The following is a 19,479-nucleotide window of genomic DNA, read 5'->3' as shown; positions in this document are numbered from 1 at the left end:
ATGAAATTAAAACAATTTATTCAACAATTAGATTTAATGTACCCATTAGCTAACAAAGAAATTTGAGATCCTAGTGGATATAGCGTTAAATTTAATCAAGCTAAAAAATTTAAAGGTGCAGTATTAGCAATTGATGTCACTTTAGAAGTAATTCAAACTGCAATTGATAATGATTGCAATTTAATTTTGACACACCACCCTTTTTATTTTGAAGCAACTAAAGCTTTAGAAAAAGAAAAAGCACCATATAAACAAGAATTACACAAATTATTAAAACAACACCAAATCACAGTTTATAGTATGCACACTAACTATGATTGTGAACTTTATGGAACTTCTTATCAAATAGTGAAATATTTAGGTTTAAATCAATATTTTGATACTAATAGTGCTAAATTTAGTGCTATTGTTAATCACTCATTAACCTTAAATCAACTAGTAGATTTATTAAAAAATAAATTAAATCTAAATGCATTAAGAACTAATGTAATGAATGATGATCAACAATTTAATCACATTGCTTTTTTAAGTGGTAGTGGTTATGTTGGTCAAATTAATCAACTACATGATCAAGGTTGTGATTTAATTGTAAGTAGTGATTTTAGATGAAGTGATTGGGTTAATTTTGATCAACATCAAGTTAATATTTTAGAAGTACCTCATTTAGATGAGCAAGTTTTTGCTATGCATATGCAAGAACTTTTATCAACCAAATTCCCAAAAGAAAAGTTTGTTTTAAAACTAATTTCAAATTTTTATCGCAACATTTAACACTCTTAAAGAGTGTTTTGTTTTTATGGTAAAAATAAATAAAACTCAAAAAAGTTTAAAATATAAATTATTTATATTTTAAAAATATGGAGAAATTATGCTTAAATCTAATAAAAAAATCATATCAGTAACGCTAGCTACCTTAACTTCTGTGTCGCTAGTTGTTTCTTGTGCAGCTCCTGGTTCCAGTAAAAAAATTAAATCAGATAATCCAATTCATAAAATTGTTAAGCCTATTATTGATCCTAATAAATTTAAAGAAATAACTCCTGAACCTATTCAATCTAATCCTATAAGTCCTGTAGATGATATCAAAGTAGCTAAAAGAGCTAAATCAAATCATTTTATTGCTTTAGATCAAAAAATTAATTATTTAGCTCTTGGAGATTCAATCACTGCAGGTTTTGATGGTGCTTTACCACAAGATTTTCCAGGAGAATTTCTCAATAATACAGTTACAGGAGTTTCTTATCCTGCATTTTTAGCTAGAATTTTTAATAAAGCTCAACGTTTAAATTCATTTAATAATTATGCAGTATCAGGAACTACTGCTTTAGATTGATTATCTTTATTAAACAATACTAATAACCAAGCGATCTTTGAGAATAATGTTTTACAAAACAAGATTAATCTTAATCAACTAAAACAAGACTTAGCTAAAGCTAATTTAATTACTTTAACTATAGGAGCTAATGATTTTCTATATTTATTATTTAAAAGTGCTAGCGAAGATGATCTTTTAGGAGTTATTAAAAACTTAATTAGTCCTAACCGTAGTGTTAAAGTTGCTGTAGATTTTTTAACAAAAGTTTTCGAAAAAACTTTTGTGCAATTTAAGCATAATATTGATTCATTAATCAAAACTTTAAAACAATATGCACCAAACGCCAATATTAATTTAATTAGTTACCCTACTCCTTTTTTAGCAATTAAAGATTTAATTAATCAAAAAATTGCTTCATTAGTTCAAGGAATAAACATTGATGTCTTTGATACTATTATTGATGTTATTAATGGTACTGTTAAAGATATTTCTAATTTAAATAATGTTAATTACATTAATGTTTTTAATAAACAATATTGAGAATCAAACCTTGATGATTTTACTAGTATTTATTTTGATATTCACCCTTCAATTCAAGCTTATAAAAAAATGGCTCAAGATATTTATTTAAAAATCACCAACCCTTCATTAAAATTAAGTGATTATGCTTATGATGATTTTAATCAAAAATACTTAAATTCTGATGCTTTAAGTGCTAAATATCAAATTGAAACAACTAATAACCCCAAAGATTTACTAGGAGCTTCAACCAAAGATTATTTAGGTGATAAAGATGCTAATGAAAAACAAGATTTAGCTCTTAAGGATGATAATAATTTTGGAATTAGAATCCAAGAGTTATCAAATACTTTCTCTCAAATTGTAGTAGAAATGTTAAATTTTGCTTTAGGAAATAGCTATTATAAAGAATTAGATCCTGATGGTTATTTACGTAAAATCTTTTTCAATGATGCAAATAACCACACAACTGCTACTAATAATTCAATTACACTAGCAGATAACATTTTAAATTCAAGCATTATTCAAACTACTTTATTCAATCTTCAAACATCATTAAAAACTTTAAAACAAAATAATGAATTAAACTTTAATTCATTTATTGATGCAATTAAAAATACTATTTTAAGCGAAACTAATGTAGCAAATTTAGTTGCCAGTTTAACTAAAAATAATTTAATTATTAATAATCAAACTAATTTTAAATTAGGTTTGAAAAGTATAATTTCTAACTTTATTAAACTATATAGTAATGATTTAATTACAAATCTTTTAAAAGCTAACTCAAATAAATTAAGCTTTTTAGGATTAAATAATGATCAATCTATTAGTGATTTTGCTTCTGCAATTGAAAGAATTTTAAAAAGCAATGAATTTACTAATTTAACTGATAAATTAATTGATACTTTTATTTTAAATAGTTCAAATTTTAATGATGTTAAATCTTATAAAGATTTAATTATTGCCTTTTTATACCAAAATTTAAACAATGTTAGTCATAATCCTAATTTAACTGATTTTGATCAAATCCAACAACAACACATTCAAGCAATCAAAAATGTTGCTTCTTCACTTAATCAAGTAATTTATAAAGCTTTAACTGAAATTAAACAACCTATTATTGAAGCTTTATTTAACTTATTAAAACACTTTAATTTAGTTCCTAATAATCAAGAAACTATTTATCATCAAGCTGTAAGTGATGTGGTTGATTTTGTTGAAGTGAATTTAAAAGACTTTAATATTATTAGTGATTTTGTATATAACTTTTTAATTAGTTTTAACACTTTAAGCTTAAGTGATATTTCTCAAATTGCTCAAAGTGCTTTCCAATTAACTATTAGTAATACTTTTGGAGGAGAGCAAGGATTTAATAACATAAGCAAATTAATTACTAAAATTGCTCAAAGTAAATTTATTCAAAATCCTAATAACAAGCAATTATTAAAAGACTTTTTACATCAAATAGTTAAACAAAAATTTATTGATCAAACTACAGTTGCTCAAAAAGCTAATTTATTATTAAGTATAGTTCCAAATAATGTTAAAGATCAAATTAATAATTTTTTAGGTGATAATGCTTTAGAAAATGTAATTAACTTAGTTTTAAAAACTAATATTACAGTTAATAATCAACAAGCTAATGCTTTTGAAGCCACTGTAGTTAAATTAATTGATGTAGTATTGGATAATTTCCAAAATTTTGCTAACAAAAATAATTTAAATGAAATTATTTTTGAATTTGTTAAATTACTTAATGTACATTTATTACCTTTAGTTAAACAAACTTTAAATAATATAGTTTCTGCACCTAATATTAATCATATTTTAACTAATATTATTGATAAAATGATTGCTCAAATCATTAATAAACAAAATGCTGATACAAATCATTTAGCTAATGATTTAGCAACTGAATTAATTAGTATTTTAACCAAAAATAATAATAGATTATTAAACTCTATTATTGATAATTTATCAAACGTAATAAGAAATTCTAATCCATCAAATATAGTTGATAATTTAAAAAATAGTCTTAATTCTATAGTTGAAATAATTAAATCAAATGTTTTAAATAATCAATCATTAGCTGAGTTTATTATCCAAAAAATTAAATCTCCATTATTCACGAATAATAAAGCAATAATTATTGAAATTATTCAAGCATTAATTATTCAACAAAGAAACAATATTATTAACTTAATTAAAAATAATCTACCTAATTTAACTAATAAAATTACTAATTATGCAGATTTAACTGAAGTAAACAATTTAATTAATTTAATTATTGATCAACCATCATTTTTTGATTCATTAGTAGCTATAGTTCCTGATTTAATTAATAATTTAGCTTCTAATAATGCTTTTTTAGATAAATTATTAAAATTAATCAAAAATCAAAGTTTTGATATTTCAATTATTGAAGATCTAGCAAATAATACTAATTTATTAGATTTAATTAAACAAACTATTAAACCAATTCTTGCAAATTATATTGCTGAAGGTAATTTAAACAATACTATTGCATTAAATATTAAAAATCTTGCTGCTAATAATGGAATAGTGTTAGCTAATGATTATGTTTTAAAATTAACTAATTGAATTTTAGATGCGTTAAAAACTACTAATAAATTTAATCTATTAATTGATAATGTCTTTAATTTATTATCTAAACCTTTTAATATTAACAATTTAATTAATCAACTACCAAACACTGTTTTAAATAGTTTAAATCTAGCAGATTGAGAATTAATTTCAAATATATTTAATAAATTTAAAAACGCTGATAATGAATTTAAAAATCAAACTAAACAAATTATTGCTAATGCTTTAGATTTACCAATGGTTAAGAATTTAATTGTTCAACAATTAAATTCAAATACACAATTAAGTTGAATTTTTAATAATATAACTAATAAACAAGAATTTATTAATCAATTAATTACTATTTTACTTAGACATAAATCATATTTATTAGATAAAGCATTAATTGCAATTGATCAAACTAATATTGAATTATCTTTAGCAACTAAAGACGCTTTTATTAATCAAATAGTTAATAATTTATTAAATAATTTAAATCTTAATGAATTTATTTTTACAGTATTAAATTCAGTTTCAACCACTGAATTTAATAATATTAAAGCTAATTTAGTAATTGTTTTAGAAAATGTTTTAAATAATAGAGATTTAATTACTAAATTATTAGGTAATATTAATTCAAATTTATTATCTGCAAGTGATACTTTATATTTCTATAATTTAATTTGACCAGAAAATAATTCAAGTTTAAAACAAGCGATTCACAATACCATTACTAATGTAGTTAATAATTATAAAAATCAAAATATTAATAATTTAGACCAATTAATTAGCTATATTGTTTCTCAAATTGATGATTCAATTAAACAACCATTAAATGATTTAATTAATAATTTAGCTAATAATCAAGTAATTAAGCAATTAGTTGTAAGAGTTTTAAGTAATTTCTTAAAACTTAATTTTGCGAAATTCTATGATGCAAATTTAACTACTAATTTAATTGCAGATTTAGTTAATAATGTTGTTAATATTTTAAAACAAAATCATTTATATCAACCATTGTTTGATAAAGCATTTGAATTATTTAATGCTAATAAAAATAATTTAAATAACTTAAAAACTATTCCAAATCAGTTATTAAATTACTTCTTAGAATTAATGGGTAATTTTATTGAACAAAATAATATTAGTAGTAAATGATTTAATTTAATTAAATCATTTAAACAATCACCTATTTTTAGCAATAATAAACAATACATTTTAAGTTTAATTAATAAATTACTTGATACTTTAGATGATTCAACAATACAAAATGATTTAATTAATAACTTAATTAATAATTTAGCTAGTTTCTCAACAGAAGAAAAATCAACACTTAAAAACTTTATTCTTAGCATCATTAATAGTGATAATCATTTAGATTTTAATTTAAGAAACCTTGTATCTAATTTAATCAATAGTGTAATTGATTATGATTTAAATAATCAAACTTTAAATTTAAGAGATTTTATTTTTAAATTTATTAAAGATATTAATTTCTTAGATGCTAATAATAAATTTATGTTAAATAAACTTTTAGAAAAAGTTTTATTGAACTTAAATGATGATATTTTAAATCTAATTTTAACTAAATCAAATGTTAATAATGTACTAAGTTCAAACAATCTTGCTTCAAATAACAAAATTACCGTTAATACCTTAAAAGATTTAAAAGAATGAATTATTAGTTTAAACACTAATCAAAATATTATTAATTTAGTATTAGATCAAGTAAGTGATGCATTATTATCAAGCAATGATTTCCAACAGTTTATTAACCTTTTAGTTAATAAACTTAAAGATTTAGCAATCAATAATTTTGCTGTTGTTAAATCTTTATTAGCTTCAAACGTAATTAAGCATAATAGTTTATTAATTAAAGAATTAGCTAATAATTTAATTAATAAATTCCTAAATCAACAAGCAATTCATAATTTATTAACTAATATTGATGCTAATACTAAACAAAATATAGCTAGTGCTTTAAATCTTCAAGTAAGTGATATAGATCAATTTATTAATAATTTCATTAATAATCAAACTATTTCAACTAATATTAATACTATTTTGCATTCTTTAAGTCAACAAGTTATTCAAACCTTAGCATCAGTAAATGATACTGATTTAGCTTCAATTAATAGTTATAGTGATTTAGTTAAATATTTATTTAAACAAGAAGCTATTGTAAATAGTTTTAAAACCCCATTTAAAGCAATATTGCTTGAAGTAATTAGAAATAATACAACTAAACAATTATTAAATAAAATTATTGCTAATACTATTAGTTCTGAATCTTTAAGAAGATTCTTTGAACCAATAGAAAATAAAGAACAATTTGCAGGTAATTTATTATCGCTTTATGATATCTTGGATCAAAATCTTAATTTATCAGACTTGCTTTTTGAAACATTAATTAATAGTGTGCAAAATAATGGATTAAATTTCAATGCTACAAGTATCATTAATTCTTTAATTCAAGGATTAAAACAAATTTTTGCAGGAAATAATTTTGAATCTAAAGTATTAACTGTAATTAAAGCAATCTTAAGTTCTGATCAATTTAAAACTCTTAAGAGTGATGTTTTAAAAATTGTTAATCATTTATTTAAAAATCAACAAAATATTGATCTTGCTTCAAAATTAATCTTTAATTTAATTCCAAGTTCAATTAAAGATAAAATTTTAACTTTTGTTAACCAAAGTAACTTTATTAACTTAATTGGATTTGTGTTAAGAAATGATGACTTTAATCAAATTTTAACTTCAACTATTTCAAGTTTATTAAGTGATGATAATATAACTAAAATCACTCAAACTAATAGTTTTAATGATTTAATTAAAGTAATTATTAATTCATTAGATATTAATAATCTTTCAACTAAAATTACTAACTTAATTAACTCATTAATTAATAATGATGAAATTAACAACATTATTGTTAAATTTATTAAAGATCAATTAGTGAACTTAAACATTAATATTACTACTAAAGAAACACAATTAGATGCTTTATTAAAAGATTTAATCAATAATTTAATTATTGTAATTAAAAACTTAGACATTATTAATCCAGTTTTAACTACTGTGTTTGATAATTTAAAACTTGCAATTGATAATGCTAATCCTGCTAGTGTTTTAGCTCAAATACCTGCTAAATTACAAGAAATCTTAAATTCAAAAATTTCTACTAATAAAAACCAATTCATTATTAAAGTTTTAGATTCGCTAGAAGCTCCAATTTTTAATAATAGCAATCACATAAATACTTTAAATTGATTAGTAGATCAAATTATTGACGCTTATAGTAAAAATAATCAAATTGCTTTATTAATCAATAATAATTTAGATAGTTTAAAATCTAATACTCAAATTAGTCAATGAATTAATTTTGATCAATTAAGTAGTTTAATTAATACAATCTCAAAAAATAGCAATTTTACTACAATGTTAAAACAAATTGCTCATTCATTAATTGCTAATAGAAATTGAAAAAATGATTTAGATAATATTTTTGTTTTAGTTAAAAATGTAGTTTCTAGAAGCAATTTAAAACCACAATTAATAACAGATATAACTAATATTTTTAACTTTAGCTTAAGCAATAATAATTTTGCTAACTTAATTCAAAATGCTATAGAAACAGCATTAAGACAACAAGGAATTAATCTTCAAAATCTTGATTTATCTATTATTGTTCAAAGTTTAATTACTGATTTTAATAATTTCTTAAACGAAAATACTGGTAATACTACTTATAAACAAAAAATAATTAATTTAATTTTTGATTCATTTAATAATGCTAATGATGTAAATCAATGATTAAATAATTTTAAAAATGGAATTTTAACTATTTTTAATTTCAACAATTTTGATTTAATTAAACAAATTATTTTTAATCTTAAAACCATTGTTAAACATAATCAAGAATTAAAAAATAATATCATTAATCAAGTAGTAAATTACTTAAAAGATAATAATCAAATTAAAGATACATTAGCTTCATTAATTCAACCTTTAATTAATAATGTTAATTCTACTGATGCTAACTTTATTGATAAAACTGAAATAATTAGTGCATTAAATAGTATTTTAAACTTACCTAATTTACAAAATAATTTAAGTTTAGTTTATCAAAGAGCTATTGCAGTTTTAACTAATTATCAAACTAATAAAGCTAATTTAAATCACGTTCATAGCTGAATTGATATTTTAAAAGATATCTTTAATGATGCTAGTTTTAATAATACTTTTGCAACTAATGCAAAACAATTATTATTTACTTTATTAAATGATAGTTCTATTAAAAACATTGTTGCAAAACAAGCGTTGCAACAATTAACTAAATTAAATCTTAAAGATAGACTTTTTACTAATGTCTCAAATCCTAAAGTTTTAATAGAACAATTAATTCCATTATTAGATGTTTTAGAAACTAATTTAGCTGATAACAATGGTTTAATTGCACCTTTAATTTTAGATTTAGCAAACCAAATTGGACAAAATGGTTTAAATATTTCTACTACTTCATTGTTTAACATTGTTAAAACTAAAGCGAATTTATACTTTAATTACTGAAACTCTGATGCTAGAGCTTTAGATTTATTTAAAGATATCTTTAAACAAAATGACTTAATTACTAATAAACAAGATTTATTAGCATTTATTAAAAATGCTGTAAGTTATGCTTTAAGTGTTATTGGACCAAATTTAGGTACTAATATTTGAAATAATTTCCCTGAAGCTACTAGACAATATATAAGTACTAACTTTATTTCTCAAACAGAATTTACCAATATTATTAATCAAACAATTAATATTCAAGAAATTAATACAACTATTGTTGATTTAATTAATTACTTATTATCTAATCCATCAACTATTACTAATGCAAATTCTGTTATTGAAATATTAAAAAATTATTTAAGTGTTACAGCTAACGAAACTACATTCAAGCAACATTTAAAAAATATTTTTATTGAATTATTTAAAACTAACGCTTTTAGATCAAGTTTAAAAAACATTATTAAAGAACACTTTTTAAACTTGACTTTAAAAATTAATACCAATAAATATGATGCTTATTTACAAAAAGTAGCTGAAGGATTTGGTGATTTAATACAACGTTGAGAGATTATTGATCCTGTAATTAATGCTATGGTTAATGCAATTAAAACCAAAAATTCAATCTATGATTTTACTTCAACAATCAAAGATGTTGCATTAGCTAATTTAGATATTAAAGACTTTAATGTAGTTAAAAAAATCTTAAATGATCCATTAATTTCTAATAATAAAGAAATTGTTAAACAATTGTTAGATGAAATTCTTGATCGTTTAATTTCAAATGAAATAGCTCCTAGTGATCATAGTGTTTCAAGAATTGGTTTAATTATTAAAGATTTAAACTTAGCATATTTAATTTTAGGAAACAATGATGCTGAAAGTTATAACATAGTTAATAAAACTATTGAAAGTTTCTTAACTAATGAACATTTAAGAAAAGTATTTAAAATCATTTTACATAATGTTATTGATCATTCAAGTTCATATACCAATGCTCATAGTTGAATTGATGCATTAAATGTTTTAGTTCGTAGTCAAAATAGCAATGAACTAAAAGAACAACTAAAACAATGAATTAAAACTACTTTTGATCACACCAGAAATAGCAACAGCTTATTCTTTAAGGGTTTAGCTAAAATATTAGTTCAAAAAATGCAACTTGCAGGATATGCATTTAATAATACTAGTGATGTTGAATTATTTACTAAAATCTTAAAAGGTGTATTAAAAGAGTTTGTTTCTAAAGATTATTGATTTAATGATATTTTTAATAATATTTATTCAAATATTCAAAAAACCACTTTCAAACAAGGTGTAAGTGGTTTACAATTAAAACAAGCTATTATTGAAGGTTTATTATCACCAATTACTTATAAAGAAGGAAATAATAATATTATTTCCTTACACAAAATCTTTAATTTACGTAATAGATTACCTGGAATTTTAAATAGCTTTGGTGAAAACGAAAGTGAAGCTGATGGTAATTATGTTAAATTAATGACTAGATTGTTTGAAGTAAGCGATTATAATAGACGTACAGGAATTTATCAAGCTCTTGCAGGTATTTTAAATCTACCTTCTAGTTCTCATTCAAACAATAGACCTTCAAATAACAATAATAATTCAAATACTCCTGCATTTAAACCTAATCCTTTTGTATTTAAACAAGATGAAAACATCTTCCACATTATTGGTAATGCAGCAGAATTAATTGCTAGTTTATATCGTCCAGTAATTCGGGAAATGATTAGTAAAGCTTATTATAAAAAGCAACATATGAATTGAACTGGTTATAATGTTGATCAGTATTGATTAAATGATGAATATAAATTATTATTTAGATTAAACTTAATTATTATGTGATTCTTAAATAATCAAGGAGCAGTTCATAATAAATTTATTTTCTGAAATGGTTTAGGTCAATTATCAGTAGTTTCAACTTTAGGAATTGCTTTAAATAATGTCTTTGAATCATTTATGAGAGCTAATAGTGCTAGCTATAAAGAAGATTATCTTACAGGGATTAAATTAAAAGAATTATTAAACGATAATAAATGATCAGCAACTAATAAAAAAATATTATTAAGCTTTGGATTAGGAGAAGATTTAGGTGGATGAACTGGTAATTGAAATTATTTAAGTGGAAATACTAGTTATAGTCAAAAATGATGAAATTATAGTGCAAATAGTGTTCCTTCACATTTATGATATTTAAATGATGCTAATAGATTCAAAAAGAATCGCAAAAATTACGATATTCTGTTTGAAGCTCTTAAAAAAGGATATTTAAATAGTTATGAAAATTAATAAGGTAGGTGAATATGAAAAATTTATTTAAAGAAGTCTTTAAGTCCTTAACTAAAAATAAAGTAGTAGTTGCTGGATTAACTTTATTAATCTTTTTAACTACTGGAATATTTACCTTAATTAATAGTGTTGGTTCAGCAATGAACAAACAATTTAATAACTATAAAAATGAATCTAAGGCACATAATTTAACTGTTGATTTAAATTTACCAGTTAATGGTAATGCTTATAATGATGGTTATTATTTAAATGGACTAACTAAAAGTCAAATTGATAACCAAATTCGTAATAATCAGGATTTAGATCCTACTTTTATTAAATATAATGAAGCAAATAGTGAAACTAGTGATTTTTTAGTTGATTGAGATGAGATCAAAAAATATCAAACTAAAAATAATAGTAATAATTTACCTTTATATAAACAAGGATTTGTTAATTTAAGTAACTTCAAACCTTTAGATAATTCAAATAACAATTTATATTTAAGTATCAAAGATTTAACTCATTTATTTGATGGTTCAGAAACTAAAATTCATATTAATGCTGATAACAATAGTTTAACTAAAACATTTAGTGTAATTAATGATTATAAATTACCTTTATATGTTTGATCAAACGATGCAATTATTAATTTAGAACATCAAGTATTGCTTAATGATTTAAATACTATTACTTTAGATAAAACTTATAAACTTAGTGATATAGCTTATATTAATAACTTAAATAATAAGGTTTATTTATCACAATTACAAACTATGTTTATTAATCTAAAAACAAAAGTAGCAACCTTTGATATTTTGGTTAAAAATGATTGAAGACAAAATAATGAACCTTATTATGCTGTAGATATTAATCAAATTGCAAATAATTTAGGTTTTAAATTAACTAAGGACAATGTTTATGTTAAAGATTTTCCAAGCACTTTTAATACCAATTTAATTAATTACGCTTCTTTAAGTAGTGATTATTTAAATGGAGAGCATAATTTATTTAACTTAAACTTAAAAACTAGTTTCAATATTAACCAACTTATTGGTGATATTAATACTTTATTACCTTATAGTAAATATCAAGTTTTTTACACTTTTAAACCAAATCAAGAATACAATTTACCAATTGAATGAATTACTAAAAGAGTTGTAGTAAAAAACTATTTAAGAAAGCATTATACTTCAACTTATGATGATTTACATGCTAAAGATTGAGATGGAACTTATAAAAGTTACATCGAAAATATTAAAAGCACTAACAATAATGTTCTTCCAGAATATTTAAAAGAATTTTCATTTTGACAAAAAAGTATTAAAACTCTTTATTTTAAATATAATACCGCTACTGGTTTATTAGAAAAAATTCCATTTAATTCCGATGAACAAAAAGGTTTTGTTTCATATAATGAAATTAATAATGCTTTATTATATTTTTCAAAAAATAATAGTTTATTAGCTAAATATCAATATCCTGAAACTAAAACTATTAGTCAAATTGAAAATAAAGATCATATTAGTTTAGATCAATATCCAAACTATATTACCCCTAATATTAAAAGTTTAAGATTCAATATTATTAAAGATGGTGCTTTAAAAATTACTAAGTTAAGTATTTATAATAAAGCAATTGAATTAATTAATAATAGTAAATATAGTAATAATAATTTCAATACCGCTAAAAATAAAGCTGAATTAAATCATCCATTAATTGGAGTTAGAGAATCTATTACAGTAGATAGCTTTAACAATAATAAAAAACAAGTATTTCACTTTGTTAATACTGGAGATGAGCATAAAAAAATTGATGGTATTACTAACAATTTAGATCAATTAATCAACGATCCTAATTCGACTTTAAATATTGGAGCAAGTGAGTTGGATAATGTTTATAAAACCAAACAATTACCTCCATATTTAGTAACTCAATATTTAAATTATGCTGCATTTAACTTTAGTATTGATCCAAATTTTGTTAAACCAAAATTTGATTATGTAACTTTATATGTTACTAACCCTTTAACTAAAGAAACTAATACTTTTTATAATGCTAAAATCTATTATTTATCAAATATTGATAAAAATGGTAATTATTCTCCAAGTAATGGTTATGCTATAGCTAACCAAATTTACAATAAAGATGGTAAAACTTTTGTTATTGTTAAAAAAACTTTAAACAAAGATACTAATCAATATGAATGACATAATGTTGTTTATCAAAATATTAAAGATATTGCTTTAGATCAAAATGATTTATTAGCATTATTAGAATTAAATCAATGAACCTTAGATGCTAAAATTGATCCTGCAGGTTGAGCTACTGTAGTTCCTGGATATAGCAATAATGTTTATGTTCCTTTAGGAATTAGATCACCTAAACCTGAAATAGTAGCTGAAGCTAAAATTGATAATAATTTATCAATTGCAATTAATAACATTGAGAAAGCTTTATTAAATAGTCAATTATCAAGCTTAGGTTTTTTAACTAATGATGAAATTTATGCTTTAATTCGTGCTATAAAAATTAGTTTTGCCGCAAATGATTTTTATAAAATCTTTGCTAATAACACCTTTACTTTTTCAATCTTACCTAAGTTAATGCTTGATACTTTATATGAATTAACCCATAATCCTAATGGTGATTATTTAGCTAAAATTGTTGATACCTTATTTAATAGAGTTAAACATTTAGTTACTTATGATCAAAATAATATAAGAAGCATTGAACAACAAAAACAATACTTAATACAGCAATTAATTAGCTTTAAAAACTTTGCTAACAACATTTTAAAAATTGATTTTTTAAATGAACAACAAATTACTGCTTTAGTTAATCTTTCAAAAGATCCTTTAGTAGTAATTGATGCTGTTAAAAATATTATTAATAGTGTTGATTGAGTTTCATTTACTAATTTCACTAAAGAATTTACCCAAAAATTCCATAATAAATATTATGATGCTATGGGTAATGAAGTAAATAGTGAATACATTAAAGCTCATTTAGGTCAAAAATTCTATCAATATAAATATTCAATTCATGAAATTATTTTATGATTGCTTAAATCAATTAATGTTAATAAATTAAAAACCAATTTAATTACTTTAGTTGATAATATTGATATCAAATATGCTTTAAATACTGATTTTGAAAATCAAAATAATTTAATTAAAGCTTTTTTACCTTTTGTTCCTGATTCTATTAGCAATATCATTAATCAAATTAATGCTTATAACAAAAATAGTGATCAAGCATTTAGTAATTTATTAGATGGAGTTAAATACTTTATTAAAGCTTTTGATTTAGATTTATATCGTTCAATTTTAGATAGTAAAATCAAACAACAAAAATATGAAATTCCATTTGATCGCCCTGATCATGATTTAAAAATCTCAGTTCGTGGATATGAATATATCATTGCAGGAACATTAAAAGATGCAGATTTTATTTATGCTTTCTTTAAATCAATTTTTAACACCCCAGGTTCAAATAAAAGATTTAAAGATGAATTGATTAAAATGTTTAATCTTTCATCAAAAGCAACTACTATTACTTATGATAAAAATTTAAAATTACAAATTCCTGCTAGTGATCCTAATAAGCTTGATTTATTTGATTTCTTTGCTTTAGCTAATCCTTCAGGTTCAAGTAATTCTTCAAATAATCAAACTAAACATCAACCACCTTCTATAGAGCAGTTGATTAATCAAAACTATAATAGTAATACCTTTTATGCTTTAGGTTTATTTATCCAATTAATTAAAAATCAAACTCATTTATCTTACGATTCATTGCTTAAAAGTCAAAAATATTTAGCTAGCTTATTTTTTGAATGAAATTCAAAAACTGAAATTAATCAAGCAGAAATTACAAAACAAGTTAATAAATGACAAAAAATATTAAACTTATTAGCTTATGCTCCAACTGATAAATTATCAACTAATTCATCTTTAGGTGCAGTGATTGATTACTTTAAAAACTTTGGTAGTTCATTAAACGATAATCAAAATGCTTTATACCAATTAATTAGTGGTGCATTAAATCAATTTTTAGCAGTTAATTGATCAAATGATTATGATTTAATTAAATTTGCTTATCCAATTTTTGAACCTTGATGAAAAATTTATGGATTAGAAAATATTGATTTAGCTAAAAAAGTTGCTTTTGCAAATGATTTATTAAAGTTGTTTAATCAAAAAGAATTAATTGATCAATTTAATTCTTTTGAATTCCCATTAACTTTTAGTAATAATTTAGCTACAGTTTCAAATGGATTTGGTGTATCTATTTCTTTAGCTGATCCTTTATATGCTAAAAATATTTTATTCACCAAGCAAAATGATCAATATACCAATAGTGCTTTAGCTGCTTTAGTAGCTAAATATCCAGAATTTAAACAATTTATTAATGATAATGAATTATTATTAACTAAAAATCTTTCATATTTAGCTGCAAGTGATATGTATTATGGTTTTGGTAATGATTATGCTAATCATTATCCTTATAAAGGATTATTTGCTAATGTAATTAATAGTTTAATTAATGGGGTATTTAAACAAGATATTATTTACCATAATTACAAGATTATTAATAATATCTTTGTTAAAATGGGAAACTATAAATCATTTAGTAGTTTAGGTATTTCAGATGTTTTATTAAACCCATTATTAAGAAATAAAACTCCTCAATTATTATTATGATTGTTAGTTAATAGTTCTGATATTACTTCAAGCGATTCAAATAATGCTAATTTAGCTTATTTAATATCAAATAAGTTAGCTAATTTTGAAAGTATTTTCCAAAATGAAACTACTGCTTATGAATTTATTAATGATTTATTTTTCAACAATCAAAAAGCAGGATTTAAACCTCCTACTATTGAATCAAATGACACTATTGCTTTAGCAATAGATAATGATAAATTTATTAAATTCCAAGCTCAAAATGATGTAATTGCTCAAACAATGTCTCCTTTTGGCTTAAATTTAATTAAATTGCAATTAGCTTTATTAAATAGTATTACAGATGTTAACTATGAACAAAACTTAATTCGTTTTAGTCAATCTAGTGCTTATTTAGCTAAAGTTAATTATGCTTATTTACAAAATAATCATAAAAAAATCTATAATGGACCAATTCCACATAATCCTTTAGAAGTTAAACGTTTAGTTGATAGTTTAACTAGCGATTATAAAATTAATATTAGTGGAATTGAATTTATTATTATTGGTCAAGGATTAACTTATGATTATATTTATCCTTTAATTGATGAAAATAATTTACAAGTTAATACTCAAGATCAAGCTATAGTTTATGTTAATAACATTGGATTTAAAAGAATTAAACAAGTTTATTCAGCTAATACTGTTAAAAATTATTTAACTTTAAACGTTGATAAAAGAGATCTTGATTCAATCCAAAATAATCTTGAAACTTTTGTTAAACAACAAATTAATGACAAGATCAACCTTAAAAGAGTCTTTAAAGTTAATGAATTAGATCCAATTAACCCAGAACGTAGTACTAGAATCTCAATTATTGAATCAATGATTTCAACATTAAACTTAACTAGTGGTGGATTATTAATCATTCTTATTGTTTTAGTTTCTGTTTCTATTGTTTTTGTTATCAAAAGATATATTGCTAACAAAAACAAAGTTATAGGAATTTTAGTATCTCAAGGATATTCACCATTACAAATTGCTTTTTCATTAACTAGTTTTGCTGTTATTATTTCAATTATTGGAGCAAGTTTAGGTTATATTACTGGATTTGTGCTTCATGGATATGGAATGAATGTACTTTCTAGTTATTGAACTTTCCCAATCCAAACTTTAAGTTTTAATCCTTTAATTTTTGCTTTAACTATCATTATTCCTTGAGCAGCAATGAGTGGATTAATTATTTTGGTTACCTTAAAAGCTCTTAGAGTTAAACCAATTGAATTAATGAGTGGATTATCTGATTTAAATACTGGTGCTTTATATAATAAAACTCAACAAATGGTTAAATTCAAAAATGTTAAAAATAAATTCTCTTTCGCTTTAGCATTTAATGGATTTTGAAAATTAACTTCATTTGCTATTAGTATAATTTTAGCTTCATCAATGACTATTTTAGGGTTATCTACTTTTGGAGTATTTGATAAAGCAGTTAAACAAACTTATAAACATCGTAGCTTTAATTTTAAATATGATTTAATCACTCCTACAACTGAAGGAAAAGCAATTAATATTTATGATGAATCTAAAGCACAATTAAACAATAGCTTATATGTTCCAAATGGAAACATTGAAGAAATTGAAAGATATCGTAGTGATTACTTTAAACCTGGAGTTTCAGAAATTATTAATCCAAATAATACCGTTAATGGAAATCCAGGACAATTTGATCCTCATATTATTACTCAATTCTCAGTTAATATTAAAATCCCAGGAGCTAGTGGTGATTTTGACCCTTGAAGTGTAATTTATAATACTTTACCTGATACTTTAAAATCTCAAGTTATTAAAGTAAGAGATAATGTAGGTAAATTACTTGAACGAAGTCAAACCAACTTAGTTTGAACATTAAAAGATGATTTAGAATACTTTAATTCAACTGATAATGGTGCAAGAAGCATCGATCCAATAGCTACTGCTAAATTAAATGCTAATGGAGGATATTTCTTTAAATATATTCAAAATCCAGACGATCCTGCTAAAGGAACCTTTTGATATTTTGAATATAATCCATTTAGTAATGACTTTGTTAAAAAACAAGTTACTGTTGATCCTGAGATTAGAAAAAAATATCGTGATTTTTTAATTAATGGGTATGAATTTATTAATAAATGAAATGCTAAAGTTGATAAAAATCGCTGACCACAAGATAAAAAAGTTTATGAATTCTTTGTTTCTTTTGGTGGTATTTACTACAATAAAAAATTAGATGAAGTTTATTCATATGCTGATAGCCAAATTGAAAATACTAATATTAAAATTTATGGTTATTTAGAAAACTCAAAATATATTAAAATAGTTGATAATAACCAAGATTTATTAAAAGAAATTAACGATATTCAAACTAATGTTAACCATAATCAAATTAAAGATGTAGAAATACCTTTAATTATTAATAAGGTTGCTAGTGATTTATTCCAATTAAATGTTGGAGATGTCATTGAACTACCTATATTAAATAAAACAACTAGATATCAACAAAATATATTAAATAGAATTAATAAAACTAATAAGATTGATAATAGCGTTTATAAATTTAAAGTTCATGCTATTAATCAAACCTTTATTAATACAGAATTTATTGCTCCAAAAAGTGCAATTGATCAATTAGTAGGATTAAATTTACTTCAACATAATCCTTCAACAGAAGTTTTTAATGGAATTTTTTCAGGTGCTAAATTACCAATTCAATTATTATATTCTTCTGCTATTTATCCAATAAATGGATATTGATCAAGCTCTGATAGTATAAATCCAAATAACTTAACTCCAAATGATTTAAATAATATTTATGATGCTATATTTGGTATTAATGATCAAGCATCAGGATTTAAAACTACTTTACATAATGGAGTAATGTTTAATAACGGATATACTAAACAACAAATTATTAAATTCTTAAATCCTGATTTTTCAGGTACTAGTGATCAAGAGATCATTAATGAATGAAATAGACAAAAAAATAATGCAAAAGATCATATTATCAACTTTGTCCAAAGTTATGATAATAAGATGTATTTTCCAATTGCTTCTTCATTAGGAAGTAAAGATATTGAAGTTGGATATACTCAAATTATTGCTCAAACTGCACAAGTTATTATTACAAGTATGTCTATTATTTCATTCGTTTTAGCAATAATTATTTTAATTATCGTATCAACTATTTTAGTTCAAGAAAATGAGAAAAATATTGCTACTTTAAGTGTTTTAGGATACTCTCAAAAAGAAAAAATAAAAATGTTCTTTGGTATTTATATACCATTTATCCTACTAGCATTATTAATTGCAATTCCAATTACAATTGGTATAATGTCATTATTTGTAGGATTCTTAACCACATCAGCATTGATTTCAATCCCATTGTATTTAACTCCGGTAAATACAATTATTACTATAGTGATTATCTTTAGTATATTCTCATTAACTTCATTACTATCATGAAGAAATATTAACAAAATCAAGGCAATTGATCTATTGAAAGGTAAATAA

3 protein-coding genes are annotated in these 19,479 nt (G+C 22.4%); all 3 read left to right on the top strand.

The window, feature by feature from the left end; genetic code table 4:
* The 3 genes from GE118_RS01505 (at position 1) to GE118_RS01495 (ending at position 19,479) form a co-directional block, all read left to right on the top strand.
* Positions 1-771, top strand: a complete 771-nt coding sequence (locus tag GE118_RS01505; protein WP_158763693.1) for a Nif3-like dinuclear metal center hexameric protein — start codon at positions 1-3, stop codon at positions 769-771.
* A 97-nt stretch (positions 772-868) separates the two neighbouring features.
* Positions 869-11,284 (top strand): SGNH/GDSL hydrolase family protein, encoded by a 10,416-nt coding sequence (locus GE118_RS01500; protein WP_158763692.1) that lies wholly within the window; start codon positions 869-871, stop codon positions 11,282-11,284.
* Positions 11,285-11,298: 14 nt separating this feature from the next.
* A complete protein-coding gene (locus GE118_RS01495; RefSeq protein WP_158763691.1) occupies positions 11,299-19,479 on the top strand; it encodes an ABC transporter permease in 8,181 nt (2,726 codons plus the stop codon).

Origin of the sequence: Mycoplasma sp. NEAQ87857, from assembly GCF_009792315.1 — a bacterium.
Classification (GTDB): domain Bacteria; phylum Bacillota_I; class Bacilli_A; order Mycoplasmatales; family Metamycoplasmataceae; genus Mycoplasmopsis.
The sequence above is the reverse complement of the archived record's forward strand: the minus strand, read 5'-3'. Positions and strand labels throughout refer to the sequence as shown.